The sequence below is a fragment of the Extibacter muris genome (assembly GCF_004345005.1).
In the GTDB taxonomy this organism is placed as follows: domain Bacteria; phylum Bacillota; class Clostridia; order Lachnospirales; family Lachnospiraceae; genus Extibacter; species Extibacter muris.
In genome coordinates, this window is record NZ_SMMX01000003.1 from 13,791 (window position 1) to 40,685 (window position 26,895).

Consider the following 26,895-nt stretch of genomic DNA (forward strand, 5'->3'; position numbering starts at 1 on the left):
TCTTGAATGACTATGACTATGCAGCGATGTTTAATAACCTTGGGAATGAGTATAAAGCTACTTCATTTTTGCTGAATGTGGCTGACTGGAAAAACACAGAGGTATTTCAAGAGAATATTCTGCAGGCTGTCATAAACGATAATAATGGAGACATTTTTACAAATTGGCATAATAGTGCAACCTTTGATAAGACAGAAAGCAAAGCTGAATATCTGCCTTTTGAAGGTAACGAAACACGGATTGCCCGAGTATGGGCGCTTTATCCTCAATCAAAATTAAGTAGTGCAACAACGCAATTTGAAGCCTTCCCTACTTATCTAATGCTTATGCTTTTTATTGCCATCGTGGCCTTTGTATCGTCGATAATGGTTGTCGGGCTTAAACTCATCAGTACAATTTGGGACGATGCAGCTGTTTATGAAAATCTCCGCAGGTTAGGGATGAAGCAACGCAGTATTCGAGAACTTATCACTAAGCAAATGGTTTTTGTTTATTTTGTTCCGACGGCAATAGGGTGTGTTATCGGCTCATTTACAACCTACCGCATTATGCTTGTATCTGGTGTTATTTACATCGGAAAGACTATGCTGGTAGTCGCCGGTGTATGCGGGTTAGTAGTAGCATTGCAATCTATCATCTTTTTTATCCTGCGTAAAAAGCTTTTAAAGAGCTACATTCAATAAAGATATTTTTTATACACTTTCACTTCGTAGGAAAATCGTAAGAAATTCCGAGATAAACCGTGTGTTATCCATAAAATAATGCGAAAAAATAAATCGCTCCATTCTGGTATTCTTTATATCAGAGGGAGCGATTTTTTTGTATGTGGAAAGGAGTTAAGAGAAACGTGGAACGTCAAAATAACAATGAAAACCAGTATGGAAGGAACCGCAGAAAAGACAAAAGAAGAAAATTGTTTTTTTACAGAGCAGCATGTGCCATGCTCGGTCTGCTCATAGTCTGTGTAATTTTTGGAGCTGTGTATTTTCTCAGAGAGAGTAAAGATCCCGCTCTTCCATCCAAAGAAAATACAAAGACAAGCAAGGGCTATTCATTTCTGGCCGACGGCCAGAGTGAGGAGGAGTCTCCAGTTTCGGAGCCAGCCATATCCAACCGGGCGAATGCGATTGACCTTAACATCATAGCAGCAAATGCCATTGTGGTGAATAAAGACACCGATGCGTTATTGTATCAAAAAAACGGCACGGACAGAATTGCGCCGGCCAGTACAGCCAAAATGATTACAGCGTTGACCGTGCTTGAATATTGTTCTCCGGAGGATGAGAGTCGGTGCGGAGATTGAAATGATCCATAGTGATTCGTCAACCGCATGGCTTATGAAAGGCGATACCCTGACTGTCAGGCAGCTCCTGATTGCCCTGATGCTTCCGTCCGGCAATGATGCAGCCTATACCCTTGCAGTCAATACCGGAAAGACCATTGCGGGTGATAACAGCCTGTCCAATCAGCAGGCCATTCAAATATTCATGGATAAGGTAAATGAGAAGGCCAAGGCAATTGGTGTTACAGACTCGAATTTTGTGGTTCCGGATGGGTATGACGCCGAGGGGCAGTATACCACGGCCTATGATCTTGCCATCATTGCAAAGGCATGTTTGGAGGATCCCATTATTTCAGAAATTGTGGCGAGCAATACGTCATATGAAAGATGGCCGAACGGCAGGGAGGTCACTTACAACAATTTCAATGAGCTTCTTAATCCGAACAGTCCCTATTATCGTCCGGAGGTCATCGGCCTGAAAACCGGGACCAGCAGCCTTGGTGGCGCCTGTGTCGTCTCCGCAGCAGTGATTGACGGAGAAACCTATATCTGCGTAGTCATGGGCTCTACGAAAGAAAGCAGGTTTCAGGACAGCGTTGCCATTTTGGATAAAATCAAAGCCCGGTGAAATGTTAAGGAGGAAACGAATGCAGGAAAAAATAGATATTACGGTTTTTGGGTGTGAGCGGGATGAAGCGGCGGCATTCCGTAAACTTTCATCTGAGTATGGCGTCACAGTTTCGCTCATAGAAGATGCCGTATCAGAGCACAATGCAAAATTAGCGGAATACTCACCGGGAAGCGTGGCCGATTATACCGTCATGCTGATGCTTATGCTGCTGCGCGGCACAAAGTCGGTTCTGCGAGGAACCCAGAAGCAGAATTATTGTCTGAATGACTGCCGTGGAAAAGAACTGCAGGATTTGACGGTTGGCGTCTTGGGAACCGGACGAATCGGACAGGCAGTCATGGAACGCCTGGAGGGATTCGGCTGCAAGGTATTGGCCTACGACCGAAATCACAAAGCCGGAGCAAATTATGTTTCGTTTTGTGAATTATTGAAGAGCAGCGACATTGTTACGCTGCATGTGCCTCTGGCAGAGGATACCCGCCATATGATTGGGCGCGAGCAGCTAGAGATGATGAAGAGGGAGGCGCTTCTGATCAACACGGCACGGGGGGCTTTAGTGGATACGGCAGCACTGGTTGCTGCGCTGAAAGAACAAAAAATCGGAGGAGCCGCCTTAGATGTCCTGGAAGGGGAAGAAGGCATCTTTTACCATGAATGCACACAAAAAACGACAGGGCATCCTTACCTCTCCGTTTTGCAGAAAATGCCCAATGTCATTGTTACGCCGCATAGGGCCTATCATACGGACCGGGTACTGGTCGATACCGTGAGCAATACCATCCGAAATTGTCTGAATTTTGAAAGGAGTCTTGGAAATGTATAAGCTTAAAATTGCAGTCCTGTTTGGGGGCTGCTCAGAGGAACATGATGTTTCAGTGAAATCTGCGATGGAGGTTGCAGCAAATATAAACAAGGAAAAATACCAGCTATTTTATATTGGAATCACAAAGTCCGGCGCATGGAAACTATGCGATAAGCCCTGCCGGGACTGGGAGAACTATGCGGGATCTCCGGCCGCCCTGCCGGATGAAGTTAGGGAGCAGATTCAGGAAACGGCGAAGAAGATTTACCGGGTACTTGGCTGCAGAGGTCTGGCCCGCATTGATTTGTTTTTACGGGAGGATGGAAGCATTGTCCTGAATGAAGTGAACACCATGCCTGGATTTACTTCCTATAGCCGTTATCCACGCATGATAACAGCAGCAGGGTTTACGCTTTCTGAAATATTGGACCGCTTGATTGGACTTTCACTTAGGAGGTAACCATCATGGAAAAGAACTTTGTCTTTTTGGATGAAATGCTGCCGGGCATCCGGTGGGATGCCAAATATGCCACATGGGACAATTTCACCGGGAAACCAGTAGACGGATACGAGGTAAACCGCATTGTGGGAACGAAAGAGCTTGGTGCTGCTTTACGTTAGGCACAGAAGGCGGCGGAGAAACTGGGATACGGTCTGCTCTTATGGGACGGCTACCGTCCCCAGTGTGCAGTGGACTGCTTTCTGACTTGGGCTTCCCTGCCGAAGAACAATCTGACGAAAAAGCGTTACTACCCAAATATCAAAAGCAACGAGATGATCACGAAAGGGTATGTGGCTTCCCAGTCCAGCCACAGTCGCGGGAGTGCGGTTGACCTCACGATTTTTCGTTTGGATACGGGGATGCTTGTGCCAATGGGCGGAGATTTCGACTTTATGGATGTACGGTCACATCATGCCGCCAGCGGTTTGAACGAAGAGGAGGCCGGAAACCGTGAGCGCCTGCGTGATATCATGGAGCGCAGCGGATTTGAAGCCTACCGATATGAATGGTGGCATTATGTCTTGGCAGACGAGCCATACCCGTATACATATTTTGATTTTTGCATTGCCTAGTGATAGCTTGAAGAAGTAAAAGATTGTAAGTTTATTGGGGCAAGTGGCATAAGGTGCTTTACTTTTTATAGAGTATCGTAATCTCCTGTATGTTTGTGGGTAAAATGATAAAAAATGATATACAGGAGGTTTATGATCATGAATCAATTGACTGTAGAAAAAATACAGGCGTTTGAAGAAAGCCTATATCTAAATGAGAAATCCAAAGCAACTGTAAACAAATATCTTCGTGCGGTGCGTAAACTGGCGGAGTATTTGAGCGGAGAAGGACTTACGAAGTCCCGGCTTTTGGAATACCGGAAGATACTGCAAAGCCAGGTGAAGGCCCAGACAGTCAACGGCGCACTGTCGTCCATCAATGCGTTTCTGGAGTTCTGCGGGTGGCAGGACTGCAAGATAAAACTCTTAAAGGTACAGAGGAAAGCGTTTCTGGATGAGACGCGGGAACTGTCTGAAGCGGAATACAAACAGCTCTTGGCGGCAGCTCAGGCCAAAGGAAATGAGCGGTTATACCTGGTCATGCTGACCATTTGCGGTACAGGTATTCGGGTCAGCGAGCTGCAGCATATTACAGTGGAGGCGGCCCAAACCGGGCGGGCGGAAATCTGCATGAAAGGAAAAAACCGCACGGTTCTTCTGCAAAAGGAGCTGCGTACCAGGCTATTAAAATACGCAAAAAAGCTGGGCATAGACGAGGGCCACATTTTTCGTACCAGAAGTGGAAAGCCCCTGGACCGGACAAACATCTGCCATGATATGAAAAAGCTCTGCGCCAGCGCCAGAGTGGATTCCCGTAAGGTTTTTCCTCACAACCTGCGGCATTTGTTCGCCCGCAGCTTTTACGCCATAGAGAAGAACCTGGCCCATTTGGCGGATATCCTCGGCCACAGCCGTATTGAAACTACGCGAATCTATGTGGCGGCCAGCGCTACAGCTCACGAGCGGATTTTGAATAAAATGAGGCTCATTTTATAAAAAAACCACAGACTAACTCATCTGTGGTAAACATTATCACACCTGTATCGTGAAGCACGTTACAAGCATTTATAGTATAGCGTAAAATCCCCATATTTTCAAGTGATACATAGCAAAAGTAAGGGGGAAATCCCACATAAAACGATATTTGTGCATGACAAGAAAGCCTGCATCTGCTGTTTTATTTGCAGGCTTTCTTGTTGTGGTCAAGTGAGGCGATTTGCGGACAAAGCAAGTCGCCTTTTTCCCTTTTCTTCCTAAATCTACCGACTGCGGCCATACCCAATTTACCACAGATGAGTTAGTCTGTGGTATCAAGCCGCATGTTTAAAGAAGGCGAATCGGAAAATTGTATGGCAAGGAGGTGAGTTATGAATGGAATGAAAACTGGCACGATAGGGCTGCTGGATATTTTGGCGGCTAAAAGCGGATGTATGTATCTGTCTGATCTGGCGAAAACGGGAACAAATATGATCATGCCTCACCACCTGCATGAAATCAATGCGCAGGAATTTAGCCTGCGGGAATGGGAAGATACGGTTTCCTATTTGACCGGACAGAGTCAATCCTTCACAGCACCAGAACAAGCGAAGCAATATTTAGTAGGGTGCATGCTGAATCAATTTGCAGAAAACCATGAAAAGAGGTAAAGATTATGAAACAAACAATAAAGAGCAGACTGTTGGTCATTTTGTTGTCGGCCGCTATGTTGCTGAGTATGCTCCCCACTGTGGCCTTTGCAGAAGAAACCAAGAGCACACCAGCGGAGCGATGCACTGTGACCGAAGGCTGCACGCTGGAGGATGGGCATGAAGGAGAGTGCGCCATTGCAGAACCCAAAACGGAACCTGTTGCAGAGCTGACAGAAGCAACAGAGGCAGAAAATACAACGGCAACAGAAGAAAATAAATTAGAACCTTCTGATACAACGGAAGAAACAGCTACAGAAGAAGCTGTTGAAGAACAAGTGGAAACTTTATCAGAAAGTGGAGTCACTACGTCTGACGAGCTGATTAGAGCTATCAATAATATTGAAAATGGTGGAACTGTTACACTTGCGGGCAATATTGCTGGTAATGTGGAAGTCTCATCAAATAAGCAGTTTACATTGGACTTAAATGGAAAAACATTAAACGGCCAGATCAGAATTAGTAATGCAGATGCAAATGTATCTATTCAAAATGGTACAGTTACTTATAACGGATCATCTACAAATGATGCAACAATTGTAATATCAGCAGGAAAAGCAGTACTTTCAGATAATCTGACAGTTAATGCAACTTCCACTAGTGGTCAGTCAATTGCAATTGTTGTTGCATACAATGGTCAGTTAGATGCCAATGGTGTTAATGTAAACTCTAATGATTATGGTATAGGATTGCTAAATTCAGCACAAGCAAACCTCACAAATATGAATGTATTGACTGGTGGAAACCCAATTTCTACAAGCGCTGCTCAAAGTGACTCAAGCATGAATGTTACGATTGATGGCGGAACATATAAATGTACTAATGCAAATGGTAACTGGTCTTATGTAGGTATTTACTGGGCAAGTTATGGTACATTGAACATTAAGAATGGTACATTTACATCACTATCACCAGAAGCCGCTTCGTTATTTGTAAAAAATGGTATTGTAAACATTGATAATGGTAATTTTACGGGAACAAAGGATGGATTAAAAATCACTTCCGAAGAAACAAATGCCAAAAAGATTGAAGTAAATATCAATGGCGGACGTTTTGCAGGCACCAGAACAGGTTTGTATATTAAAACAACTGCCAATGGCGGCGCTCAAGGAAATTTCAACGTAACTGTGAAAGATGGTGATTTTGATGGTACGAAGTATGGTTTCTACACAAGTATAAAGGGATTTGACCCAAACGTATCTTTTGAGGGTGGTTCATTTAATAAAGGAACGAATGGATTTATGACTTCATTGAGAGGTTTTATAACTGGTGGAACATATGAATTTAATCCCCAAGACAATGGGTATACCGCAAATAATTGCATGGTCATTGGAGATAGTACCATTGGATATACGGTTATTCTTATAAAATAGGAGTGAGACATGGTGAGAAGATTTAGAAAAACAATGTGTTTAATAGTGACTTTATGTTTTATACTTGGTTTATCTTTCTCCAATGTTGCATTTGCCGCTGAAATAAGTTTAGCAGACTTGCAAACAGAATGGACAGATTCCAACGGCAATTATCCCGGGAAAAGCCTGACGCTAAACGGAACGACTTATTTTTGCAAATTTGTTGTTGTTCCGTCGGGGGAAAGGAAGCATAGTTCATGGTGGACAACTCCTGATGTCAGAGAGGGATTTGAAGCGGCAAAGGAAACTCACTATGATACACAGGGCGGCGAAATAGTGACCAGTATGCATGGTCAAGCCGTTGTCAAAATTAAAAGCCAAAGATTGCCTGAATTTTGGGATTGGATAGTATTTGCAACTTTAGATGAGGCGTTTATGTATGCTGAAGATGGCGATACAATCATACTCAACGGTGATTATAACGATGTATCATTGAATGGCCATGTTGGAAGTGAGTTATGCAAGAATGGTACAGTAACAGTTACTTATGAAGTATCCTCTAACTTTACAGTACCAAAGGATAAGAATATCACTCTTGATCTTAACGGGCATACTATCACTGCTTCAACGATGAATGGAAGAACGGCTGTATTTCCCCAAATGGACATTCAAGATATAATTGCAGATAAAGAACCGGGACCAGCAGCCATGTCGGGAGACGTCACCGAGCGTATTGGCATCACTGTAGAAGCAGGTGCAAGTCTAAATATTATTGATACTGTTGGTGGCGGCAAAATTGTCAGTGCTGCAAGAGCAGAAAACAGCAATAAAGACGAAAGTGAACAAGAATATCATGCGATTGTCAACAAAGGAAAATTAACGATTGCTGCTAATGTTACTCTTGAAAATCCATCAGAAGATACAACCAATGGTACTTCATTTGATGTATATCAAGCAAAAGGTGCTATAACAAATATACCAATTTCATTGCAGGAAACTACAAGTACAAACGCTAAAGCAATCAGTACGGGAAGTGATGTCGTCTTTTTAGTTGATGATACAACATATACTGCATATGAAGATACACAGAAAAAATTAGAAGATTTTGTTGCACAACTTCTTCAAGATAAAAACTACACAGATGAAAGTATAGATACATTATATAAACTTCTTGAAGAAAAGAAAACTGGACTTGCTAATACATTATTAAATGAAGGAAATATTGAAGACCTTTTACGAAAAGCATTGGAAAAAGCTGAACAAGAAATTGCTGTCGAAGCCGATAAGCTCCCTGTAAAAGGACATGACTACAAAGAGGAATGGTCTTCTGATGAAACAAATCATTGGCATGATTGCAATGACTGTGATGAAAGAGCAGATATAGCAGAACATTTATTTAAGTGGATTGTTGACAAAGAAGCTACCGTTGCCCAAAAGGGAAGCAAGCATGAGGAATGCGCTGTTTGTCATTACAAGAAAGCGGCTGTAGAGATCCCCGCACTCGGCGGAAACACGGACAATTCCAGCAAGCCGGACGGAGGCAGTTCGCAGACGGGCAATCCCAGCAAGCCGAGCGGAGGCAGTTCGCAGACGGACAATCCCAGCAAGCCGAGCGGTGGCAATCCACAGACGGGAGATAACAGTAATGTAACACTCTGGATTTCCTTGCTGGCAGTTTCTTTAGTTGGTCTTCTTACAACGCTTCTGGTGATGAAAAAGAAAACTTATCGCAGAAAATGGGAGAAATAATCTAAAGTACAGCGGTGTGTGGGTATGATCCCGCACCGCTTTTCTAATGAAACGATGCTGAAGAAAATGGATAAAATGCAGATTTGTCCGGCCTGCTTTCTTGACGATTATTTGATGAAAAAGAGTTAGCCGACTTACTTGAAGTATATCTGAAAAATGATGGATAGACTGTTTATAAATTTTATTTTTCAATTATATCAAGACGGGTCAGCCACCAGACGAAATGAGCCAGTCTGCTTTGCATAGATTGACCCGTAAAAATACTCTTGACAAGTAAACGACCGTTTACTATATATCAAAGAGGCGAGTAAACGATTGTTTACATTGTAGGAGGTACATAGAATGACTAATACGAAGGAAAAAATATTAGCCGTTGCATTGCAATTATTTGCAAAAGACGGATATGAGGCAGTTTCCGTCAGTAAAATAGCAGAAAAATTGGGAATCACGAAAGGGGCGCTGTATAAGCACTATGAAAACAAGAAGGATATTTTCAACAGTATTGTCGCGCGTATGTCACAATCGAATCATGAAATAGCACGAAAATATGGTGTGCCAGAAAATGTGTTTGATTGTACACCGGAACAATATGAGAAAATCGGATTGGAAAATCTAAAAAATTTTGCCGTTTCACAATACCGGTTTTGGACTTCAGATGAATTTGCCGCTGATTATCGTAAGATGCTCACATTAGAGCAGTATCGTAATCCAGAATTAAACAAGTTGTATCAGGATAGCCTTGTACGTGGGCCTGTTCTTTATTTAAAAGATATTTTTCGTGAGATGATTAGATGTGGTGTGTTAAAGGAGAATGATCCATACCAACTTGCAATAGAATTTTTCTCCCCGATTTTTTTACTTATCAATATATCGGATGAAAATGAATCTTATGGGGATATTGAAAAACGGCTAATAAAGCATATTGATTTCTTTATAGAATCTCACACAAAGGAAAGGGAAAACAAAAATGAAATCCATTCGTAGTCATACGTATCGGGAAATGTACTTGAACCTATCGGCAGGGACTACCTTTATTCTGAATTGGTAAACCCTATCTTTACAAAGGACGGAGACAATGTGAAAGTCAAAGTTGCTGTGAAATTCCTTGATAACCAGACAAAGGCGACGCAGGTATCGCAGTTTGAACTTGTGCTACATAAGGATAGTAACTGGAAAATTGTGAAATAATAATTTAAAGCGTGCATTTCTTATAAGATTTGTACGCTTTACTTTTTGTATAAAAAATTAGCCTTGACAAGCGACCATCGGTCGCTATATAATAAAAGCGAAACAAGAAACGACCGATGGTCGCTATGAGGAGGTATCATAATATGCCAAAAGGAATTATGCTTACACCAGAACAACAAGAAGAGCGCCGAGAAGAAATAATCAGTGTTGCTTTGCAGCTCATAGAGAAAAATGGATTCCAAAAAACATCAATGAGGGAAATTGCGATTTTAGCAAACATGGGAAAGTCCAGTCTGTATGATTTTTTCAAAACGAAAGACGAGATTGTTGTATATGCAGTTGAGAAAGAAATAGAAGAAACAATTAAAAAGGTTCATAGGATTATTGCCGATGAATCCTCGCCGGAACAGTGTCTTAGAAAAATCATGCTGAATCATCTTGGAGTACCAAAGCAGTATCGAACGGTGCTGATGTGGTTAAATACAGAATCTGACTATTTAGAAGAAGATTATCGAAAGCGGCTGAAAACTGCGCGTTACACATATCAGGATATTATAAAATCTGTAATTGAAAATGGAGTGGAATCAGGCGTCTTCCGTAAGACGGATGCCGATTTAGTGGCGCGTTTGTTAATTAACTCCATTATATCAATCATTTACACATCCCGACCATCAGCCAGTCCGGAGAAAATGCTTGATGAAACAATGGATATATTTCTACACGGAATTATGAAAGATGGAGGTGAATTATTATGATTTATTATACTCTACCCTTGTTGCATAAACAGGCAACCCTTGAAATGGTCGGCGGAAAAGGTATGTCTTTATCAAAACTTTTGACAGCGGGTATCCCTGTGCCGGAGGGCTTTCATGTTACGACTGCTTCATACAAGATTTTTGTTGAAAAGAACCATATTCAGCCTCATATTAATAAGTTGCTGGACGGTATTGACTCTAACAATACCAGCCAGCTTGAAAATGTATCTACGCAGATAGGGATGCTTTTCCATAATGGAGAAATGCCGCAGGAAGTATCAGATGCAATTAAAACCGCATATGCCGGATTGGGAAATATAGCAGTGGCTGTCCGTTCCTCTGCAACCGCCGAGGATTTGCCCGACGCTTCTTTTGCAGGCCAGCAGGAAACCTATCTTAACATACAAGGTGAGAATGAAGTTCTTGACGCTGTAAAGAGGTGCTGGGTTTCCCTATGGACAGCTCGCGCTATTGCTTACCGCGTGAAGAATGGTATAAAGCAGGAAATTGTTGCACTTGCTGTTGTAGTACAAAAGCTTGCGTTTTCCGATGCGTCCGGCGTTATGTTTACGCTAAACCCTATCAATGGCAGACGTAGCGAAATGATTGTTAACGCCGCGTGGGGACTTGGCGAATCGGTGGTTTCTAGCTTAGTCACCCCTGATACAATCGTTGTAGATAAAAATGCTGAACGAATTGTATCGTATGAAGCAGCAAACAAAGAGATTATGACAGTCCGCACCTCAGATGGAACAGAAGAAATCCCAACTCCTGAACAGTTGAGGAAAAAACATGCTCTTACTCGCAATCAAGTTATGCGATTGACACAGCTTGGGAAAAAAATTGAGAAGTATTATGAAATGCCTATGGATGTAGAGTGGGCACTGGAAAAAGATAAGTTGTATATTGTTCAGGCCCGCCCCATTACTGTCCTGCCGCCGGAATGGACGTTACCGGAAAAGGATGTTATATATACAAAAGGCAGTCTGGCGGAACACTTGCCAAATCCTGTTACGCCCTTATTCGCCACACTTGGACTTGAAATAGTCAACCGCGCGTCGGCGCTTTTATGGATAGATATGTTTGGTAAAAGTGCGAAAAAGTTACTGCCAGAAAACGGAGCATATACGATAATTAACGGATATGTTTATCTTTCCGCTAATTCAAAGCCTCTTTTGATTGCTGTCAAATCCCTTTCACCCCGATCTTTACGCCGTGCGCTCACGAACAGTGTTGCACGCTGGGAAACAGCACGAAAAGAATTTGAGGATGTGATTAAACAATGGGAAGAAAAGCCCATGCATATGCTGAATGCTCATCAAATAATGGAGGGGATTCAGACTGTGTTTTATGGAGCGTGTATTTATTTCACGAGGATTCAGCTTACATTGCCAGCCGCCTCTATCAGCGAAACATTATTTACAAAATTTTTTCAGGGAGCGGCCCGCCGTGCTGGTATAACAGACACTTCCGTTCTCTTGCTTGGGTTTGATACGATTGCGCTGCAATCGGAAAAGAACCTGTGGGATCTTTCGGAATGGGCAAAGCAAAATAACACTTTAGGCTTCTATCTGAAAAGCAATCCTGCAACAAAGATAGCAGAAGATTTCAAGTCCTCCATTTTGCCTGCGGAAGTTTCGCAGGAGGTGTGGATAGAGTGGAAAAGCCGAATTAATGCCTATTTCAAAGAGTTTGGCTGTACTGCTTATGAATTTGATTTTGCATATGCCACACCACAGGAGATACTTACGCCAACCTTTGAATCCATAAAAGCATTCTTGGAGGAAAAAGGGGAAAATCCGTATTCGCGCCAAATCGCATTTGAAAAGCGCAGGAAACAAGCCGAAAACGAGATTTTGCAACAGATAGGCGGCCACCGTAAAAAGCTATTTTTGAAACTGCTCCATTGGGCACAAAATACTGCCCCCATGCGTGAAAACGCTATTTATTTGATGGGGATGGGGCATCCGCTGATTCGCCGCATGTTACAAGAAATTTCTGAACGTCTCTTAACTGGCGGAGCTATTTCACATCTGGACGATATTTACTGGCTCACAAAAACAGAATTGGAAACGCTCATAACACAGCTTGATAAAAATATACCCCTATCTAATCTGAGTGAGGCAATCCCTGCTCGACAAGCGGAGCATGATACATTCCGAGGTTATGTGTCGCCTTCCCAGTTGCCGGAAAAAAACAAAAAAGCCGTATCACATGCAACTCAAATACAGAAAGATGGGAAAATTGTATTGACGGGCATAGGAACCAGCACAGGCGTTGTTACGGCTCCCGCCTGTGTACTGAACAGCCCGGCAGATTTTGATAAATTCCAGCCGGGAAGTATCCTGATCGCCGTTACCACAACTCCTGCATGGACGCAGTTGTTTGCCTCCGCAAGTGCGATTGTAACAGACATTGGCGGCCCTCTTAGCCATTCAAGCATTGTTGCCCGTGAATATGGTATCCCCGCTGTCATGGCGACACACACAGCCACGAGAAGTATTAAAAATGGACAAATGATAACGGTGGACGGCTCGGAGGGGACGGTGACGATTGATGAATAAAAAGCCTATTTTCGCTTTAAAGCTTGCTACTTTGGTGATTGCGTTAGGATATAGCTTAATTCTTCCGGTCATGCCATTTTACATGGAAAATCTAGGTGCCGGCGGTCGTGAGCTTGGATGGCTCACTGCCGTATATGCTCTGGCACAAACAGTATGCGCACCTTTTTGGGGTGCACTGTCTGACCGAATTGGTAGAAAGCCGATTATCAGCATTGGTATTATAGGATATTCCATCAGTCTGTTCCTGTTCGGTTTGGCTTCATCCTTTTGGACACTATTTATAGCTCGCAGTTTATCGGGTATATTGTCATCTGCTACGTCCGTTGCATCTTTGGCATATGTTGGAGATTCCAGCTCGGAGGAAGAAAGAAGCAAGAATATGAGTCAACTTGGAGCTTCAATGAGCGTTGGCGTAATGATGGGACCATTATTGGGAGGCATTCTTGCAGGCTATTCGCTTGCGCTCCCATTTTTTACAGGAGCTGGCATTTCATTTATTGCCTTTCTGCTAATTCTAACACTTTTGCCAGAGTCAATTGAGCGTTCAGGACAGACGGAAAAAAGAAAACCCTTTGATTTTTCAGACCTGAAAAGTATAATTTTTGGCTCAGCAGGAATGGTTTTGATACTTATTTTCGTCGTGAATTTCTGTCAAACAGGCTTGCAAGGAATTACGGGGCTGTATGTCGTAGATAAGTTTGGATTTTCCACTAAGCAAGTTGGTGTTATTTGGATGGCTCTAGCAGGCATTTTGATTGTAGTACAAGGTTTTTTGACTGGTCCTTTAGCAAAAAAAATTGGTGAGAAGCGACTAATACTGATAGGTATGTTTTGCAAAGCCTTAGTAGCGTTTGCCATGGTATTGACAACTGGGTTTGTTAGTGTGTTGGTGGTTTTTGGCTTATTTGCGGTATCTTCTGCTATTACAGTACCCACATTAAACGCAACCCTTTCAAAAACTGACAATCAGCATAAAGGAACACTGATGGGATTTGCCAGTACCGCCGGAAATCTTAGCAAAGTTATTGCTCCTTTATTAACTGGGTATCTGTATGAAAGCAATATTGAATTACCATATATAACCACGGGAGGGATAGCCTTAATCGGAGTGGTTATCTGCTATATCTGGATAAAAAATCAAAAGAACAAATGATGGAAGAGGACGTTTATATGGAGGTTATACACAGTAACTAATCTGGTATAGAAATTCAATGGAGGCTTTTCTGCTTTATTAAAGTCTTGCTACTACTTAAACCTATAATATCCTTAATTCATTATGATAAATTCCAATTCAACAGTTTTGATACATAAGGAGGTAACAATACTATGGAAAATTATCAATGGATTCTATGTCCTATTTGTAATCGAGAAATATGCCAGAACAAAAACCAGACGAGAAATGGTTTTTAGATACTATAAATATTGTTTGTAATTTTTTCTGCATTAAAAATTATGAGAGTAATGGATATTGGGATTTCTGGCGGAAACAGAATCTGATTCCGGGGCAGGACTATGAAACCATCTGCGGGCTGCTGGACAGTATCAAGGGAAAATTAGACGATGCCGGCGGAAGTGAAGTCAACTGTGCCAGCGGACAGATTATGGCGTATATAAACGATCCAAACGGCAGGCTTTGCGATTGGGGGATCCACCGTGCGGAATGTTGGGGAGTGCGGCTTCCTTCAGATTATACGGGAGATGTACCGTCTCAAATGTCTATGGTGGATGTTCCGGAATCTGAGTATATTGTTTTTGAGCATGGTCCATTAAACTACGAGCAGGAAAACTGTAGTGTAGAGGAAAAGATAGAAAAAGCGATGGCCGAGTTTGATTATGAAGAAGCTGGATGCTGCCTTGATACTTCACCGGGAAGAGTCATGTACTTTTTTTATGATCCGGAACAGTTTTTTAAGTATATAAGGCCAGTGCGAAAAGGGTAGGGGCATAAAGCCCGGGCAAGGCTTCATTGCGCAAAAAAGATATGAAATATGACAGAACGATGTCATATTTATAGTTTATCATAGACTGCTGAAGGATGGAGGGCTGTAAAGGAAACGGAGGTGATACCCTTGGGAAATTAGCTGTACTGGAAATATCCGAGCCGGGAGATAAAATCGGAGAGAAGCTGCTTATGCTGTTGGATGCAAGGCAGCAGCAAGAGTTAGTAAAATATCTTCTTAGCAAAGAAAAGCAGAATGGCGGTTCAGCTGATAACCTGTGTATCCGCTCCAAAGCTTACGGGCTGCAGCCAGAGACTGAAGGTATCTTCACAGAAATTCATATGGGGGACTTATACTTTTGCCTGGAGCAGCGGCTGGTACGGGTGGATGGACAAGTGGTAGATCTGACGGCGAAAGAATTTGATATTCTTGCCCTGCTGATCACGCATCCCCAGCGGGTGTTCACTTACGAGCTGATCATGGAGCTGGTCTGGAACGAGGATGATGCCTTTTACTCACGCAAAGCGGTAAGCAACCATATGAGCAATCTGCGGAAGAAATTGAAGAGAACACCGGATGGTCTGGAATACATCAAAAATATTGTCGGTGTCGGTTATAAATTTGAAGTATCATAACAAAGACCACAGGGATTTTACTTCCCTTGTGGTCTTGTTCCGTTTATGCTCCTTTTCCAGAGAACAGATCCCATTTTTTATTGTTTTTGTTTTGAAGATTGCTCCGTCAGATGGCGTTCGGGTTATTGCAAAATATGGAAATCGCCTCATTCAAAAACGCGGCTAAATCTCCGCTGCCATTACGATTTATGAAATTAGAAAACCGCTTATCGGTGACATAGAGATTTCCTAAATTAATCAGCCTTTGTTTATCGCAGTTATAGAAGTGTTCGGAGATGTACTGCTGCCACTCCTGTACGATTTGCTGCACTTCCGTACAGCCTGGAGAGCAATCCTCATATAAAGCCAGCCTTTCAAAAAGCTCCTGTGCAAAGGAATAAAAGGCGTCCAACTGTTCATTTTGAAGTTTTCTCGCCTGTGTAGAGAAATTTTCCTCGTATTCCCGGAAGCTGTCCGTATCGCCCCAACGCTCTATCATTTCTTCTCTAAATTGCGTTTGCAACCGAGCAATTTTTGAATTAGAGAAAGCCTCAAAGGAAAGGGTGCTGTCCCCTCTTATTTCAGCTTCTACAAGTTTAATAAGTGCATTGATACGATCCCGTTGTGCTTCAAGAATACAAATGTGTTTTTTCAACACTTCCTCACGGTTATAATCGGGGGAAGCCAAAAGCTGCTTGATTTCTTTTAGGGAAAAGCCAACTTCTCGGAAAAACAATATTTCCTGCAAACGGCACAGGTCACTTTCTGTATATAGGCGGTACTTTGCTTCGGTCACGATAGAGGGCTTAAAAAGTCCTATCTGATCGTAATAGTGAAGTGTTCTTGCGGTTATTCCCGTGAGATCAACAACCTCATGTACAGTCATTGGTTGCTTATTCATCCCAAAAGTCCTCCACTGTTTCCAAAATCTCGCTTGCTGGCAGCAGGGTTGCTTCAACGATGCTCTTTCCTGTCTTTTTCAAATAGTGTTTTACTAAATGATAGCCGCACGCATAGCCCGCACAATAGGGCAGACCGACAGGCGGATAGCCTTGTAGAGCAGCCATTTCATCACCGTATAGGTATGCGTTCAGATTTTCCAACCCCTGCACACTAAGCCCCTCACGGATAATGGGCTTGATATATTCATTCAAGGTTTCCATGTCCGTTTTTGTTACCCACGGGCCGGCTTTGTCCGCTCCAAATAAATGCGTGGCGTAGTTTTCTGCCAGCCCCTCGCTGACCATCATTTCACCAAGCGTAATATCGTTTTTCCATTTGATAAATTGAAAGCGGACATTGTGATTTACCTCGTGGGCAAGGGCAACAGGCAGACGGCCTATCGTGTATTCATTAGGCGTGAGCCATGCCATAATGAAGCCGGGAATGCCACCGTCCCCACAATAACCCTCGTTCATAGTAATGTAGGGGCTTTCGGGATTTGCCAAAAGAATACTGAACACATATTCCTGTACGGGCAATTCCACACCAAGTTCTTCAAAGCCTTTCAAAGCTCGTGTTATGGATTCTTCACAGGCAGTCCAAAGAGTTTCATCAGAAATCAGCTTGATATTCTCTTGCTGGGAGTTGTCAATCTTAGTCGGCTCCATCAGGCCGAGCATTTTACTTGCCATGATAATGTCATAGCCATTTGGCGTAGCTGCTTTCATCGGGATACCGTAGCAGTCCCATTTTTTCTGAAACGACATCATCAGCTCGTAGCGGTAGATATCGTTTTTCTTTTCCTGCGGCGCACCCATAATTTTTGAGTAAACGCCGTCTGAACGGATAGCAGTAATTTTCATAAGCAGATTATCCTTTCTGATTTTCTTTTTTACATCATACACTATGACGTAACGTGAAAGTCAAGCATTTTTTGCTTTTCCACAGTCATATGATATGCGAATTTCCGTACTTCTTTATGGAAAAGCTGAATGAAAGCGGTCTGTATGAAAGGAGGGGTGCATTAACGCAGAAACGCAAAGCGGTAAGCAACCATATGAGCAATCTTCGGAGCGTTTGCCATTGAGATTCCCCTCCTGTTGACAAGCACTCTGTATATGCTTATAATAAAACTAGTATCATAAGAAAGGGTGAGCACGATGTTGTTCGGAAAGTTTTGTATTGATTTCGGCTCCACACAAGATTATACCACGAAACATTGTGCGGAGCCTTTTCGGAAAGTTGATCTATAAAGCGGAAAGGCCAAGGCAGAAAGAAACTGTCTTTGGTTTTTATACCATTTTATCAGTTCAACGATAGAATTAACTGTTTAGGCCGCAGACAATGTTTTGTTTGTGGCCTTTTGTGATTGTTTGGTTTATCATGATTACACAGAGGGCACACAAGACCGTGTGCCCTCTATTATTTTGGAGAGGAAAATAAATATGACTGAAGAACAAAACCTGCTAACCGGAAGCGTACCTAAAAAGCTGGCCCTTTTCGCCATCCCATTACTTTTAGCAAATGTCCTGCAATCCTTTTACAATGTGGTGGACATGCTGGTGGTCGGTCAGGTTGTGGGTGATACGGGCCTTGCGGCCATTGGCAACGCTTCTAAATTGTGCTATATCATCAATTCAATTTGTATTGGGATGACGATGGGCGGAGCCGTGCTGATTGCTCAATACAAGGGGGCAAACGATAAAAAGGGCCAGGCGGAGTCCTTTCAAATGCTGGCCTTGCTCTCGCTGGTATCTTCCTTGCTCGTAACGATTGTTAGCTTGGCAACCTATCAGCCACTTTTCAAGATGTTAAACGTCCCCGCAGACGCATATCAAGACGCCTGCGACTATATGAAAATTATTTGTTGTGGAACTGTGTTCGTCTTTGGATATAATGCGGTCTGCTCTGTGTTAAAGGGACTGGGGGATTCAAAATCTCCACTCTATTTTGTAGGGATTGCTACCATCATCAATGTTGCTTTAGACATTATCTTGGTGGGGCCTTTGGAAATGGGAACAGCAGGAGCGGCTTACGCGACGATCACCGCGCAAGGAATTTCTTTTGTGATTTCTTTATTCTATTTGAAGCGACGTAAGATATTATTCTCTATGAAAAATCACAGAAAGTTTACGATCCAATGGGATAAGCTGGCCGCCATTGTGAAAGTCGGTCTGCCCACAGCAATCCAGATGGTCGTAGTCAATACCGCCTATCTGCTTGTGGCAGGTATGCTCAATCAGTTCGGTACTGCCGTGTCTGCTGCATCTAATGTAGGTTTGCAAATCAACACCTTTGCCGGTATGCCCTGCTGGGCGATTGGGCAGGCAGTAACGGCAATGGTAGGCCAGTGTATGGGGGCTGGACAAATCGAGCGCGCCCGAAAGGTGGTAAAAGTAAGTTTAGTGATGAATGCTGCGGTAACGCTCGGTGTCGTAATTGGCGTACAAATTTTCGCACGACAACTTATTTTGCTTTTTGGAAACATCAGCCCTGAAGCTGTGAATGACGGTATTTATTATCTGCGGATCTGCTGTGGCGTCAATAGTCTGATCTATGCTGTCATGTATACGTTAGATTCCTTTGCCATCGGAGCGGGCGCAGCAAATATCGCCATGTTCAACGCTTTACTGGATGCGGTGATTGTACGTTTGCCGGTGAGCTGGTTTTTTGCCTTTACGCTCAATATGGGATTTCCGGGCGTTTATTATGGACAAGCTCTTTCACCGGTCCTGCCGGCCATTTTGGGGCTATTTTATTTTAGAAGTAAAGGCTGGGAACGGAAAACGCTTATTCGGAAGAATCACAATTAACGGATATAATATCCCAAACTGAATAGATGTGTCTTCGGGGCAGGGTGTAATTCCCGATTGGCGGTAAAGTCCGCAAGCGTTAATCGCACGATTTGGTGAAATTCCAAAACCAACAGTATAGTCTGGATTGGTGTTAGGATATAACTATGGACACGAAATGTTGAACAACTTATACTTATCAAAAAGGAGTTCAAAAAATGGCAAAGAATCAAAAATCTTACACACCAGAATTTAAGCAGCAGATTGTTGATCTGCATTGCAAAGCTGGCAAAGGCGTAACTGAATTAAGTAACGAATATGGCATTCCAAAAGGCACTGTTTCTACCTGGATTAAGAATCTTGCACCTGTTGCAGTATCTGAGACAGAGACTATTTCATTAAAGGAATATAAGGCTCTTCAAAAAAAGATGAAAGAGCTTGAAATTGAAAATGAAATATTAAAAAAAGCTACTGCCATATTCACAAAAAATCAATAGCTGAATACGTGTCCTTTATTCAAGCTAATGCTAGTAAATATACTATTAAACAACTCTGCTCTGCACTTAAGTTCCCACGTAGCACTTATTATGCAGCACTTAATCATGTACCATCCAAAAGAGAGCAGGAATACGCTGAATTCAGCAATGCTGTGTTCTCTGTGTACACCGAATTTAAAAAGAGATATGGTGCCATTAAAATTCAAAGAGAACTTAATGACAGGAACATTACATGCTCCGTTAAAAGAGTTCAGCGTCATATGAAAAAACTCGATATTAAAAGCATTGTTGTAAAAAAATATCAGTATCAAAAGAATCAGGGCTCTGTTCCTGACGATAAGGAAAATATCCTTAATCGTGATTTTGTGGCTGATACGGTATTTAAAAAGCTTGTTACGGATATAACATATATTCACGTAGTAAACGAAGGCTGGACATATCTAGCCTCTGTTATGGATTTATATGACCGTAAAATAATAGGCTGGTCATATAGTAAAAATATAACCGCAGAACTTGCTACGCAGGCTGTTAAGAACGCTTGTATAAACATTCCTGATACAAACGGAATAATCTTACATAGTGATTTGGGCAGCCAATACACTAGTGATGAATTTGAAAAATACTTACAAGAACAAGGGATGCATCATTCCTTTAGTCGAAAGGGCAATCCCTATGATAATGCTTGTATAGAATCCTTCCACTCTGTATTAAAGAAGGAAGAAATATATACAACTACTTACCATACATTTGAGGAGGCAAAAAATGCTCTCTTTGAATATATAGAGTCATTCTACAACCGAAAAAGGCGTCATAGTGCTCTTGATTACAAGACACCACAACAGGTTGAAGATGAGGCTCTAGCAGCTTAAGACACTATTCTCCTTTCAGTTATGCAGGGAGAGCAAAGTTCAACTTTTTGTGTCCAATGTATTGACATAGGTCCACACAGGGTTATTCCTACAAGGACGGACAGCTTACAAAGCAATCCGAACAGCCCGAAGCAGAGCCACAGGAACAGCCGGAAGCCCCAAAGGAAGAACAGGCGGTACAGGAAGAAACCGCAGAAACGCCGGAAGCTGCCCCGCAGGAAACACCACAGACCACAGCCACCTATTACACTATCAATGAAGCTGCCGCCCGCAGAGCAAAAGAAATGAACAGCTATTCCGATTACAGGCAAGGCAGCGCAACGGCTGAATACAGGCAGTACGTTGATGAAGCCGTACAGCTTGCCGAGCGTCAAAAAGCGCGGGTAGACCCTATGTATCACGAAAAAATAGACAGTCTGCTTGATACTTACGCCCGGAAACTGGCGACAAACATGAACAAGGGCTATGCGATTGACGCGCGCGATCCCTCTATCCTCATTGCGGGTGGTTCCAATTTTCCTGTACACAAGAAAGAAAAGCAGAACGCTGCCCGCGATACCAACTACCGGGAATGGCAGGAAATACAAGGCTTGCTTGATAAAATCCGCAGTACCGGCATGGGCGGTATCAGCGCAGACAACCCGAACGCCATAGAAAAACTGGAAAAGAAACTTGCGGGCTTGGAGAAGTCGCAGGAAACCATGAAAGCGGTAAACGCCTATTATCGCAAGCATAAGACCCTTGACGGCTGCCCCCATTTATCGCCGGAGGGTATCGAAAAGATGAAAGCGGAAATGTCGAGCAGTTGGCACTATGAGGACAAGCCCTATCCCACATGGGCGTTATCCAACAACAATGCGGAAATCCGGCGCGTGAAAGAACGTATCAAATCCCTTTCCCGTCAAAAGGAAACCGGCTATGTGGGTTGGGAATTTGCGGGCGGCAAGGTGGAAGCCAATACACAGGATAACCGTCTGCAAATCTTCTTTGAGGAAAAGCCGGATGCAGAGGTACGAGAGGAATTAAAGGGCAACGGCTTCCGTTGGTCGCCCAAAGCCGGAGCATGGCAAAGGCAGTTAAACGACAACGCCTATTTTGCCGCAAACTATGTCAAAGCCATTGCGCCCCTTACCGGGGAGAAACCGACGGATTTACAGCGGGCGCATATCAAAGAGCAGAAAGAACACGCACAGGCACAGCCGGAAGAAAAAGAGCCGACAAAGGAAATCCCCGCCCCGGACGATACCATTAGCCGGAAAGAAATGCAGGACTACGGCTATTCATGGGACGGTATGCTTCCTCTGCGGCAGGAAGCCGCTGAAAAACTGTTCTCACAGGATATAGAGATTTTCCGTATCTATGAGGACGGCACCGAGGGAACCGTAACCGACCATTCCGATTTACAGGAACACGCAGCAAATGGCGGTATCTTCGGCGTGGAAAAGGAAGCATGGGAAGCCTTTTATGAGTACAACGCCATGAAACAGGAACTAAGGGAAAGCGAGCCGGAGAAAGAAGCCCTCTTGCTTTACGGGAAAGAGGACACGTTCGGGATTTACCAGTTAGTCCATGAGGAACGGGCGCGGGACTTGCGCTTTGAGCCTTACGACCGCTTACAGGCGACGGGACACACCATAGACCGGGCAAATTATGAGCTTGTCTATACCGCGTCCCTCTCTGCGGGAACTTCCCTTGAAGATATTTTTACCCGTTTCAATATCGACCACCCACAGGACTTTAAGGGACACAGCCTTTCCGTTTCCGATATTGTGGTGCTTCATCAGAACGGGGAGAACACAGCCCATTATGTAGACAGCTTCGGTTATAAGGAAGTGCCGGAGTTTTTACAGGAACAGCAAAAGCAGCTTACCCCCAACGAACTGGGAACAGGCGAAACAATCCGAACACCGCGAGGGACTTTCTATGTAACGGACATGACCCGCGAGCAAATGGAAGCCACCGGATATGGCTTACATTATCAATCCGAGGACGGGAAATATCTGATTATGGGAAACGGCACAAGGGCGTTTGCCATTGCCGCCGAGCAGCCGGAAAAGGCAAACCCCTTAAAGACCATTGAGGACATTGTGGAGCAGAACGACAACAATTTTGACGGGCTTATCAACAACACCCCGCAGACCCCTACTGTCGCAGAACTAGAACAGAAAGCAAAGGCGGGCGAGCCGATTTCCCTAATCGACTATGCAAACGCAATCAAGGCAGAGAAAGAGCAAGGCGGCACACCGCCCGAAAAGAAACCGTCTATCCATCCGGGCGCAGCTCAAAGCCGAAAAGGAACGGGCAGCGCAGAAAAAGACAGCCAAAACAAAAAATCACGATTTGGAGGTATGAGCATGATTAGATTAACCGTTGAGGAAACAAACCTTTTGAGCATTTACCATGAGGGCGGCAAGGCGCAGCTTGTAGAGAACATGACCGCCGCCCTGCCTTACATAGACGCAGATATGCGGGAGCTTGCAAAGCGCACCCTTTCCAAAGTGGACGCTTTGACTGATGAAGAATATGCCGAGCTTTCCCTGTATGCCGCTGATGAAGCATGAGCGCGGGCAAGCGGCTTACGCCGCCCCAAAGCCGGAAAGTCAACGCCCTTGTAAAACGGGAGTGCTGCAACTGCATAGACGGTAACTGTATCTTGCTTGACGACGGGGAGGAATGTGTCTGCCCACAGCTTATTTCCTGTTCGCTTCTCTGCAAGTGGTTCCGTATGGCGGTGCTTCCCGCCGACACGCTCTTATATGCGGAGCTGATGAACACCGAGGATAAAAAGCGTTGTACCGAGTGCGGCGCGCTCTTTGCGTCCAGTTCAAACAACGTCAAATACTGCCCGGACTGCCGGAAACGCATTACCCGCAGACAAGCAGCCGAGCGCATGAGAAAACGGCGCGCCCTTGTTACGAGATAGGGGCGAAAAAAGCCTTGTTTTACGGGCTTCTGACAGCCGTTTTCCCATAGGGCAAGGGCTTTATACCTTTTCCTCAAAAACGGCGTTCTACTGCGTAACATTTCATAACTGCACCCATAAGAAAACCGGGGCCCGGATAGTCTTTACCGACTGTCTGCGTCCCGGCTTTTTCTTTGCTATTTTTCCATGTTGATTTGAGGGGTTGCGCCCTTATCTGCGGTAAGTAAACGATATATCGTAAGGGGGATATACCATGCAGCCACGACAAGCCGCCATATTAAAATGACCCCACCGATAATGCCGCCCAAAATGAAGTTGAGGGCAACAATACCCACAGTTCCGGCTATGTCATACCCATGCGGTACAAGCCATACGAACATACGGCGAATACCAAAGGGAATACCGCAGCACAGCCATACATAAAAGTAATTGGTCTGCCCGTCCTCTGTAAAGACGTTCTTGAACATGAAGAATAAAAACAATGCGATAACGGCGGGCAAAACGGTTCTCTTGAAAAAGTCTTTACAAATTTCCCCGCGTGTCATGGTATCACTCCTTTTCCATTGGGAATTGTGGGATAGCTTCTAACAGTTTCATTATGAGTGTTTGCCGTAAATCCTCGTCGATTTCCTCTTTTGTCGTTCTGTCCGGCTGACGCTTTTTTACCATTGCAAGGCGGTTGATTTCGTCGCCGTAACAAGCAAGCACCTTTTCCAACGCCCACTTTTCGCCCGCAACGGCGGCGCGTATCGTTTCATAGTCCGGCATTTCCTGTTCCATTCTCTGACACTTCCTTTGCTGAAAATGTATCACTTTGGTATGTAACTACTGCTTTTGATAGGAACTATTATATCATATAAGCATGAACAAAACTACTCCCCGCGCTCTTTTCCTTTTGCCCGTTCCGGCTCTCTTGGCTGCCGCAAAATGCTGTCTATGTTCTGTTTGATAACGTCGTACTCCTTGACCTGTTTTTTCAGTCTGCCGTAGTCGGCGTAAAGGGCTTCTTTCTGTTCCCGGAGCTTTTCATATTCCGATTGCAGCGCGGTGAGGTTCGGGAGCTTGGAAACGCCCGCCGCCTGTTCGCTCTCTGTCTGTATCTCTGCAATTATCGCGGTCAAGTCGGCGTACTGTTCAATCTTGTGTTCCGTAAGGAAGTTCATGGTCTTAGCCGCCTGTTTCAGATTGTGGATTTTCGCCCATTGCTCATAGCCCCGGCTCTGCGCCGCCTTGATACTGTTTTCAATATCAATGAGCAGGGACACGCCGCGTTCTGTCTTGGGAGCTTTGGCGGCGCGGGTACGTTTGCCCTCTATCCGTTCTCTGATTGCTTCCTCTGTATAGTCTGCGCCGAGAGTTTTAAGGCGGGTAAACCGTTCCTGTCCCGGCACTAAACAGGACACATATTTTCCCCGTTTGATTATAAAGCCCTCTGTCTGTAACCGCTGCAATAATTCTTCAAAATCGGACACTTGGGGGATAAGGGTATCGACGGCAAGTTTTAATTTGGCTTTGGCGGTTTTCTCTTTCTGATACACCGCATAATTCTTTCCCTTGCTGCCTTTCTCCGGCACAAGGACAGACAAGCCGTTTTCCCGGCACAGCCTGTCGCTGATGTTGCGTATTCCGTAATAGGTACGCTTGTTGGAATTGTACTTGTGGTAGTCTACAAAGTTGACCGCGCAAAAAATGATGTGGTTATGGATATGCCCTTTGTCTATGTGGGTGGTAAGGACGTATTCATATTGCCCCTTTGTTACCGCGTCGGCAAGCTGCTTTCCGATTTCATGGGCTTTCTCATTAAGATACTTATTCCTACACTACCTACAACACTTGGAAAGGCAAAATTGACGGACTTTTGCAAAAGAAAAACGCCGTAAACTGCGACGTTTCAAACTATTTTTTCTATGAAGAAACGAGGGAACTTTATTCCCCCGTTGTTTCGTTGTTGGCTTCCTCAATCCCTTTTGCGGTAGCTGACAGGATTTTCAAATCCTTTTCACTCATACCGTCGAGCATAGTATAAAGCTGACGGCGGCGGGTGGACTTTTCCTGTTCCCGTTCCGGGAAAAAGAACTGGTCTACCGATACGTCAAGTAGAGTTACAAGCTCATACAAAATCTGTAAACTTGGGTGCTGCCCGCTGTTCTCAATGGACGCGATATATCGCGGCGCAATGTTCAGCTTATCCGCTAACTGGTTACGGGAAATCCCCTTTGCTTTTCTTGCCGCTTTGATAGCCTGTCCGAAAGCCTTAAAATCAAACTTTTCTTTGTTCTGCTTCATAATCATTTCACCCACCTACATTGTATATTTCATCTCTCTTTCAAGATATGATTACACACATCATAGTATGGATAGAAATAGAGCATATTACGCACTTGATATTATTCGGCTATCCGATTATAATTATATTGATAAGGTTTGAAGAAAGGACGGTTGAACTATGGAATATATGTCTTGTCCCGAAGCAGCGGAAAAATGGGGCATTTCTGAACGGCGTGTGCAGATACTTTGCAAAGAAAATCGAATACCGGGCGTTTCAAAAATCGGTTATATGTGGTTAATACCAAAGGACGCTGAAAAACCTTTTGATGCCCGAAAAAAGAAATGTGAAAGGAATGATATAAATGGAATTCAATGAAAAATTACAGCATTTACGGAAACAGCACAACATGACACAAGAACAACTTGCAGAAAAGTTATATGTAACAAGAGCAGCCGTTTCAAAATGGGAAAGTGGAAAAGGTTATCCGAATATTGAGTCATTAAAGGCTATTTCCTCTTTGTTTGCTATTTCTATTGACGAATTACTTTCCGGCAACGAATTATTAGAATTAGCTGAAACCGAAAATCGTTCTAATTTGAAACGAATTTATAATATTATTGGCGGTGTTGTAGACTTATTAGCTATTGTATTTATCTTTCTTCCGCTATACAGAAAAACGCAAGGTGATTTTATATATTCTGTCAATCTGCTATCTTTCACAGAAATAACAAATTTTACCCTTTTTATATATTGGGCAATTTTTATTTTGTTAATATGTTTTGGAATTGCAAAATTGACATTCATGAGGCTTCATAAAGATACATGGTGTAACTATATCACAAAAGGTTCTATTGGTTTAGGTGCTTTGGCAATCTGCTTATTTGCCGTAGCAAGAGAACCTTATGTTACACCTCTGCTTTTCTTACTCTTTGCAACAAAAATTGTCTTGCTCATTAAAGAAATACAGTCTAAATGAAGAAAAATCATT

Annotated in this window: 23 protein-coding genes, 7 pseudogenes and 1 riboswitch; of the genes and pseudogenes, 24 read left to right on the forward strand and 6 right to left on the reverse strand. The window is 43.6% G+C overall.

The window, feature by feature from the left end; all coding sequences use genetic code 11:
- The first annotated feature begins 2 nt into the window (after nucleotides 1-2).
- From E1963_RS03640 to E1963_RS03715, 16 genes and pseudogenes are all read left to right on the forward strand, one after another.
- Nucleotides 3-683, forward strand: coding sequence for a hypothetical protein (locus E1963_RS03640; RefSeq protein ID WP_207669399.1), 681 nt, complete (start codon nucleotides 3-5; stop codon nucleotides 681-683).
- 140 nt (nucleotides 684-823) lie between these two features.
- Nucleotides 824-1,910 (forward strand): annotated as a pseudogene (vanY-D, locus tag E1963_RS03645) (transpeptidase-like D-Ala-D-Ala carboxypeptidase VanY-D).
- A 19-nt stretch (nucleotides 1,911-1,929) separates the two neighbouring features.
- The gene (locus tag E1963_RS03650; RefSeq protein WP_132275394.1) at nucleotides 1,930-2,736 is read left to right on the forward strand and encodes an NAD(P)-dependent oxidoreductase; all 807 of its coding nucleotides are present in this window, start codon (nucleotides 1,930-1,932) and stop codon (nucleotides 2,734-2,736) included.
- Nucleotides 2,729-3,175: a D-alanine--D-alanine ligase gene (locus tag E1963_RS03655; protein ID WP_132275397.1), complete on the forward strand. Its 447-nt coding sequence runs from the start codon at nucleotides 2,729-2,731 to the stop codon at nucleotides 3,173-3,175. Before E1963_RS03650 ends, E1963_RS03655 begins: the two co-directional genes overlap by 8 nt.
- 5 nt (nucleotides 3,176-3,180) lie before the next feature.
- Nucleotides 3,181-3,789: pseudogene (vanX, locus tag E1963_RS03660) on the forward strand (D-Ala-D-Ala dipeptidase VanX).
- Between the two features lie 138 nt (nucleotides 3,790-3,927).
- Nucleotides 3,928-4,764: a tyrosine-type recombinase/integrase gene (locus tag E1963_RS03665; RefSeq protein WP_132275400.1), complete on the forward strand. Its 837-nt coding sequence runs from the start codon at nucleotides 3,928-3,930 to the stop codon at nucleotides 4,762-4,764.
- Between the two features lie 371 nt (nucleotides 4,765-5,135).
- A complete protein-coding gene (locus E1963_RS03670) occupies nucleotides 5,136-5,414 on the forward strand; it encodes a hypothetical protein (protein WP_016295757.1) in 279 nt (92 codons plus the stop codon).
- A 5-nt stretch (nucleotides 5,415-5,419) separates the two neighbouring features.
- Entirely contained in the window at nucleotides 5,420-6,826 is a 1,407-nt protein-coding gene (locus E1963_RS03675) for an autotransporter outer membrane beta-barrel domain-containing protein (protein WP_132275403.1), read from the forward strand.
- Nucleotides 6,827-6,835: 9 nt separating this feature from the next.
- Nucleotides 6,836-8,554: a hypothetical protein gene (locus E1963_RS03680; protein WP_132275406.1), complete on the forward strand. Its 1,719-nt coding sequence runs from the start codon at nucleotides 6,836-6,838 to the stop codon at nucleotides 8,552-8,554.
- Between the two features lie 342 nt (nucleotides 8,555-8,896).
- Nucleotides 8,897-9,538: a TetR/AcrR family transcriptional regulator gene (locus E1963_RS03685; protein WP_132275409.1), complete on the forward strand. Its 642-nt coding sequence runs from the start codon at nucleotides 8,897-8,899 to the stop codon at nucleotides 9,536-9,538.
- A gap of 3 nt (nucleotides 9,539-9,541) precedes the next feature.
- Nucleotides 9,542-9,742: pseudogene (locus tag E1963_RS03690) on the forward strand (conjugal transfer protein); the annotation flags it as partial.
- 143 nt (nucleotides 9,743-9,885) lie between these two features.
- Complete coding sequence (locus E1963_RS03695; protein ID WP_016295742.1) at nucleotides 9,886-10,497, forward strand: TetR/AcrR family transcriptional regulator; 612 nt, start codon at nucleotides 9,886-9,888, stop codon at nucleotides 10,495-10,497.
- Entirely contained in the window at nucleotides 10,494-13,061 is a 2,568-nt protein-coding gene (locus tag E1963_RS03700; RefSeq protein ID WP_132275412.1) for a PEP/pyruvate-binding domain-containing protein, read from the forward strand. The genes E1963_RS03695 and E1963_RS03700 overlap by 4 nt, the downstream gene beginning before the upstream one ends.
- Nucleotides 13,054-14,214 (forward strand): MFS transporter, encoded by a 1,161-nt coding sequence (locus E1963_RS03705; protein ID WP_201271993.1) that lies wholly within the window; start codon nucleotides 13,054-13,056, stop codon nucleotides 14,212-14,214. Before E1963_RS03700 ends, E1963_RS03705 begins: the two co-directional genes overlap by 8 nt.
- Before the next feature lie 280 nt (nucleotides 14,215-14,494).
- Nucleotides 14,495-15,001 (forward strand): annotated as a pseudogene (locus tag E1963_RS03710) (AraC family transcriptional regulator); the annotation flags it as partial.
- Between the two features lie 95 nt (nucleotides 15,002-15,096).
- Nucleotides 15,097-15,636, forward strand: coding sequence for a winged helix-turn-helix domain-containing protein (locus tag E1963_RS03715; RefSeq protein WP_330570673.1), 540 nt, complete (start codon nucleotides 15,097-15,099; stop codon nucleotides 15,634-15,636).
- A 106-nt stretch (nucleotides 15,637-15,742) separates the two neighbouring features.
- Here the strand turns inward: E1963_RS03715 and E1963_RS03720 are convergent, their stop codons facing one another.
- On the reverse strand, nucleotides 15,743-16,516 hold the full coding sequence (locus tag E1963_RS03720; RefSeq protein ID WP_132275418.1) for a MerR family transcriptional regulator: 774 nt from the start codon (nucleotides 16,514-16,516) through the stop codon (nucleotides 15,743-15,745).
- Nucleotides 16,509-17,420, reverse strand: a complete 912-nt coding sequence (locus E1963_RS03725; protein WP_132275421.1) for a DUF2268 domain-containing putative Zn-dependent protease — start codon at nucleotides 17,418-17,420, stop codon at nucleotides 16,509-16,511. The genes E1963_RS03720 and E1963_RS03725 overlap by 8 nt, the downstream gene beginning before the upstream one ends.
- A gap of 582 nt (nucleotides 17,421-18,002) precedes the next feature.
- Between E1963_RS03725 and E1963_RS03730 the strand changes: the two genes are divergently transcribed.
- From E1963_RS03730 to E1963_RS03755, 6 genes and pseudogenes are all read left to right on the forward strand, one after another.
- Nucleotides 18,003-19,370 carry an MATE family efflux transporter gene (locus E1963_RS03730; protein ID WP_132275425.1) on the forward strand — a complete coding sequence of 456 codons (1,368 nt, stop codon included), beginning with the start codon at nucleotides 18,003-18,005 and terminating at the stop codon, nucleotides 19,368-19,370.
- 26 nt (nucleotides 19,371-19,396) lie between these two features.
- Nucleotides 19,397-19,514: riboswitch (FMN riboswitch) on the forward strand.
- 53 nt (nucleotides 19,515-19,567) lie between these two features.
- On the forward strand, nucleotides 19,568-19,846 hold the full coding sequence (locus E1963_RS20385) for a transposase (protein WP_243117548.1): 279 nt from the start codon (nucleotides 19,568-19,570) through the stop codon (nucleotides 19,844-19,846).
- A gap of 8 nt (nucleotides 19,847-19,854) precedes the next feature.
- Entirely contained in the window at nucleotides 19,855-20,715 is an 861-nt protein-coding gene (locus tag E1963_RS03735; protein ID WP_243117549.1) for an IS3 family transposase, read from the forward strand.
- Nucleotides 20,716-22,253: 1,538 nt separating this feature from the next.
- Nucleotides 22,254-23,067: pseudogene (locus tag E1963_RS23330) on the forward strand (YodL domain-containing protein); the annotation flags it as partial.
- A gap of 23 nt (nucleotides 23,068-23,090) precedes the next feature.
- Nucleotides 23,091-23,276, forward strand: a pseudogene (locus E1963_RS23455) (transposon-transfer assisting family protein); the annotation flags it as partial.
- Entirely contained in the window at nucleotides 23,273-23,638 is a 366-nt protein-coding gene (locus tag E1963_RS03755) for a cysteine-rich VLP domain-containing protein (protein ID WP_132275431.1), read from the forward strand. The pseudogene E1963_RS23455 and the gene E1963_RS03755, both read left to right, overlap by 4 nt.
- A gap of 176 nt (nucleotides 23,639-23,814) precedes the next feature.
- On the opposite strand, the gene E1963_RS03760 is transcribed toward E1963_RS03755, so the two are convergent.
- The 4 genes and pseudogenes from E1963_RS03760 to E1963_RS03775 all read right to left on the reverse strand — a co-directional run bounded on the left by E1963_RS03760 (nucleotide 23,815) and on the right by E1963_RS03775 (nucleotide 25,924).
- Nucleotides 23,815-24,183 carry a DUF6050 family protein gene (locus tag E1963_RS03760; RefSeq protein ID WP_132275433.1) on the reverse strand — a complete coding sequence of 123 codons (369 nt, stop codon included), beginning with the start codon at nucleotides 24,181-24,183 and terminating at the stop codon, nucleotides 23,815-23,817.
- Between the two features lie 4 nt (nucleotides 24,184-24,187).
- A complete protein-coding gene (locus tag E1963_RS03765; protein WP_132275436.1) occupies nucleotides 24,188-24,418 on the reverse strand; it encodes a helix-turn-helix domain-containing protein in 231 nt (76 codons plus the stop codon).
- Nucleotides 24,419-24,510: 92 nt separating this feature from the next.
- Nucleotides 24,511-25,437, reverse strand: a pseudogene (locus E1963_RS03770) (relaxase/mobilization nuclease domain-containing protein); the annotation flags it as partial.
- Nucleotides 25,438-25,564: 127 nt separating this feature from the next.
- The gene (locus tag E1963_RS03775; protein ID WP_349764509.1) at nucleotides 25,565-25,924 is read right to left on the reverse strand and encodes a helix-turn-helix domain-containing protein; all 360 of its coding nucleotides are present in this window, start codon (nucleotides 25,922-25,924) and stop codon (nucleotides 25,565-25,567) included.
- 160 nt (nucleotides 25,925-26,084) lie between these two features.
- On the opposite strand from E1963_RS03775, the gene E1963_RS03780 reads away from it, so the two are divergent.
- Both E1963_RS03780 and E1963_RS03785 read left to right on the forward strand, forming a co-directional pair.
- Nucleotides 26,085-26,282: a helix-turn-helix domain-containing protein gene (locus tag E1963_RS03780; RefSeq protein ID WP_065532035.1), complete on the forward strand. Its 198-nt coding sequence runs from the start codon at nucleotides 26,085-26,087 to the stop codon at nucleotides 26,280-26,282.
- On the forward strand, nucleotides 26,269-26,883 hold the full coding sequence (locus E1963_RS03785) for a helix-turn-helix domain-containing protein (protein WP_132275442.1): 615 nt from the start codon (nucleotides 26,269-26,271) through the stop codon (nucleotides 26,881-26,883). Before E1963_RS03780 ends, E1963_RS03785 begins: the two co-directional genes overlap by 14 nt.
- The last annotated feature ends 12 nt before the right edge of the window (nucleotides 26,884-26,895 follow it).

Coding starts and splice junctions, on each gene's coding strand:
- E1963_RS03685 (WP_132275409.1), top strand. CDS start 8,897: ATGACTAATACGAAGGAAAAAATATTAGCCGTTGCATTGCAATTATTT.
- E1963_RS03670 (WP_016295757.1), top strand. CDS start 5,136: ATGAATGGAATGAAAACTGGCACGATAGGGCTGCTGGATATTTTGGCG.
- E1963_RS03650 (WP_132275394.1), top strand. CDS start 1,930: ATGCAGGAAAAAATAGATATTACGGTTTTTGGGTGTGAGCGGGATGAA.
- E1963_RS03700 (WP_132275412.1), top strand. CDS start 10,494: ATGATTTATTATACTCTACCCTTGTTGCATAAACAGGCAACCCTTGAA.
- E1963_RS03705 (WP_201271993.1), top strand. CDS start 13,054: ATGAATAAAAAGCCTATTTTCGCTTTAAAGCTTGCTACTTTGGTGATT.
- E1963_RS03760 (WP_132275433.1), bottom strand. CDS start 24,183: ATGACACGCGGGGAAATTTGTAAAGACTTTTTCAAGAGAACCGTTTTG.
- E1963_RS03675 (WP_132275403.1), top strand. CDS start 5,420: ATGAAACAAACAATAAAGAGCAGACTGTTGGTCATTTTGTTGTCGGCC.
- E1963_RS03665 (WP_132275400.1), top strand. CDS start 3,928: ATGAATCAATTGACTGTAGAAAAAATACAGGCGTTTGAAGAAAGCCTA.
- E1963_RS03780 (WP_065532035.1), top strand. CDS start 26,085: ATGGAATATATGTCTTGTCCCGAAGCAGCGGAAAAATGGGGCATTTCT.
- E1963_RS20385 (WP_243117548.1), top strand. CDS start 19,568: ATGGCAAAGAATCAAAAATCTTACACACCAGAATTTAAGCAGCAGATT.
- E1963_RS03765 (WP_132275436.1), bottom strand. CDS start 24,418: ATGGAACAGGAAATGCCGGACTATGAAACGATACGCGCCGCCGTTGCG.
- E1963_RS03775 (WP_349764509.1), bottom strand. CDS start 25,924: ATGAAGCAGAACAAAGAAAAGTTTGATTTTAAGGCTTTCGGACAGGCT.
- E1963_RS03730 (WP_132275425.1), top strand. CDS start 18,003: ATGACTGAAGAACAAAACCTGCTAACCGGAAGCGTACCTAAAAAGCTG.
- E1963_RS03715 (WP_330570673.1), top strand. CDS start 15,097: ATGGAGGGCTGTAAAGGAAACGGAGGTGATACCCTTGGGAAATTAGCT.
- E1963_RS03725 (WP_132275421.1), bottom strand. CDS start 17,420: ATGAAAATTACTGCTATCCGTTCAGACGGCGTTTACTCAAAAATTATG.
- E1963_RS03720 (WP_132275418.1), bottom strand. CDS start 16,516: ATGAATAAGCAACCAATGACTGTACATGAGGTTGTTGATCTCACGGGA.
- E1963_RS03655 (WP_132275397.1), top strand. CDS start 2,729: ATGTATAAGCTTAAAATTGCAGTCCTGTTTGGGGGCTGCTCAGAGGAA.
- E1963_RS03785 (WP_132275442.1), top strand. CDS start 26,269: ATGGAATTCAATGAAAAATTACAGCATTTACGGAAACAGCACAACATG.
- E1963_RS03755 (WP_132275431.1), top strand. CDS start 23,273: ATGAGCGCGGGCAAGCGGCTTACGCCGCCCCAAAGCCGGAAAGTCAAC.
- E1963_RS03695 (WP_016295742.1), top strand. CDS start 9,886: ATGCCAAAAGGAATTATGCTTACACCAGAACAACAAGAAGAGCGCCGA.
- E1963_RS03680 (WP_132275406.1), top strand. CDS start 6,836: ATGGTGAGAAGATTTAGAAAAACAATGTGTTTAATAGTGACTTTATGT.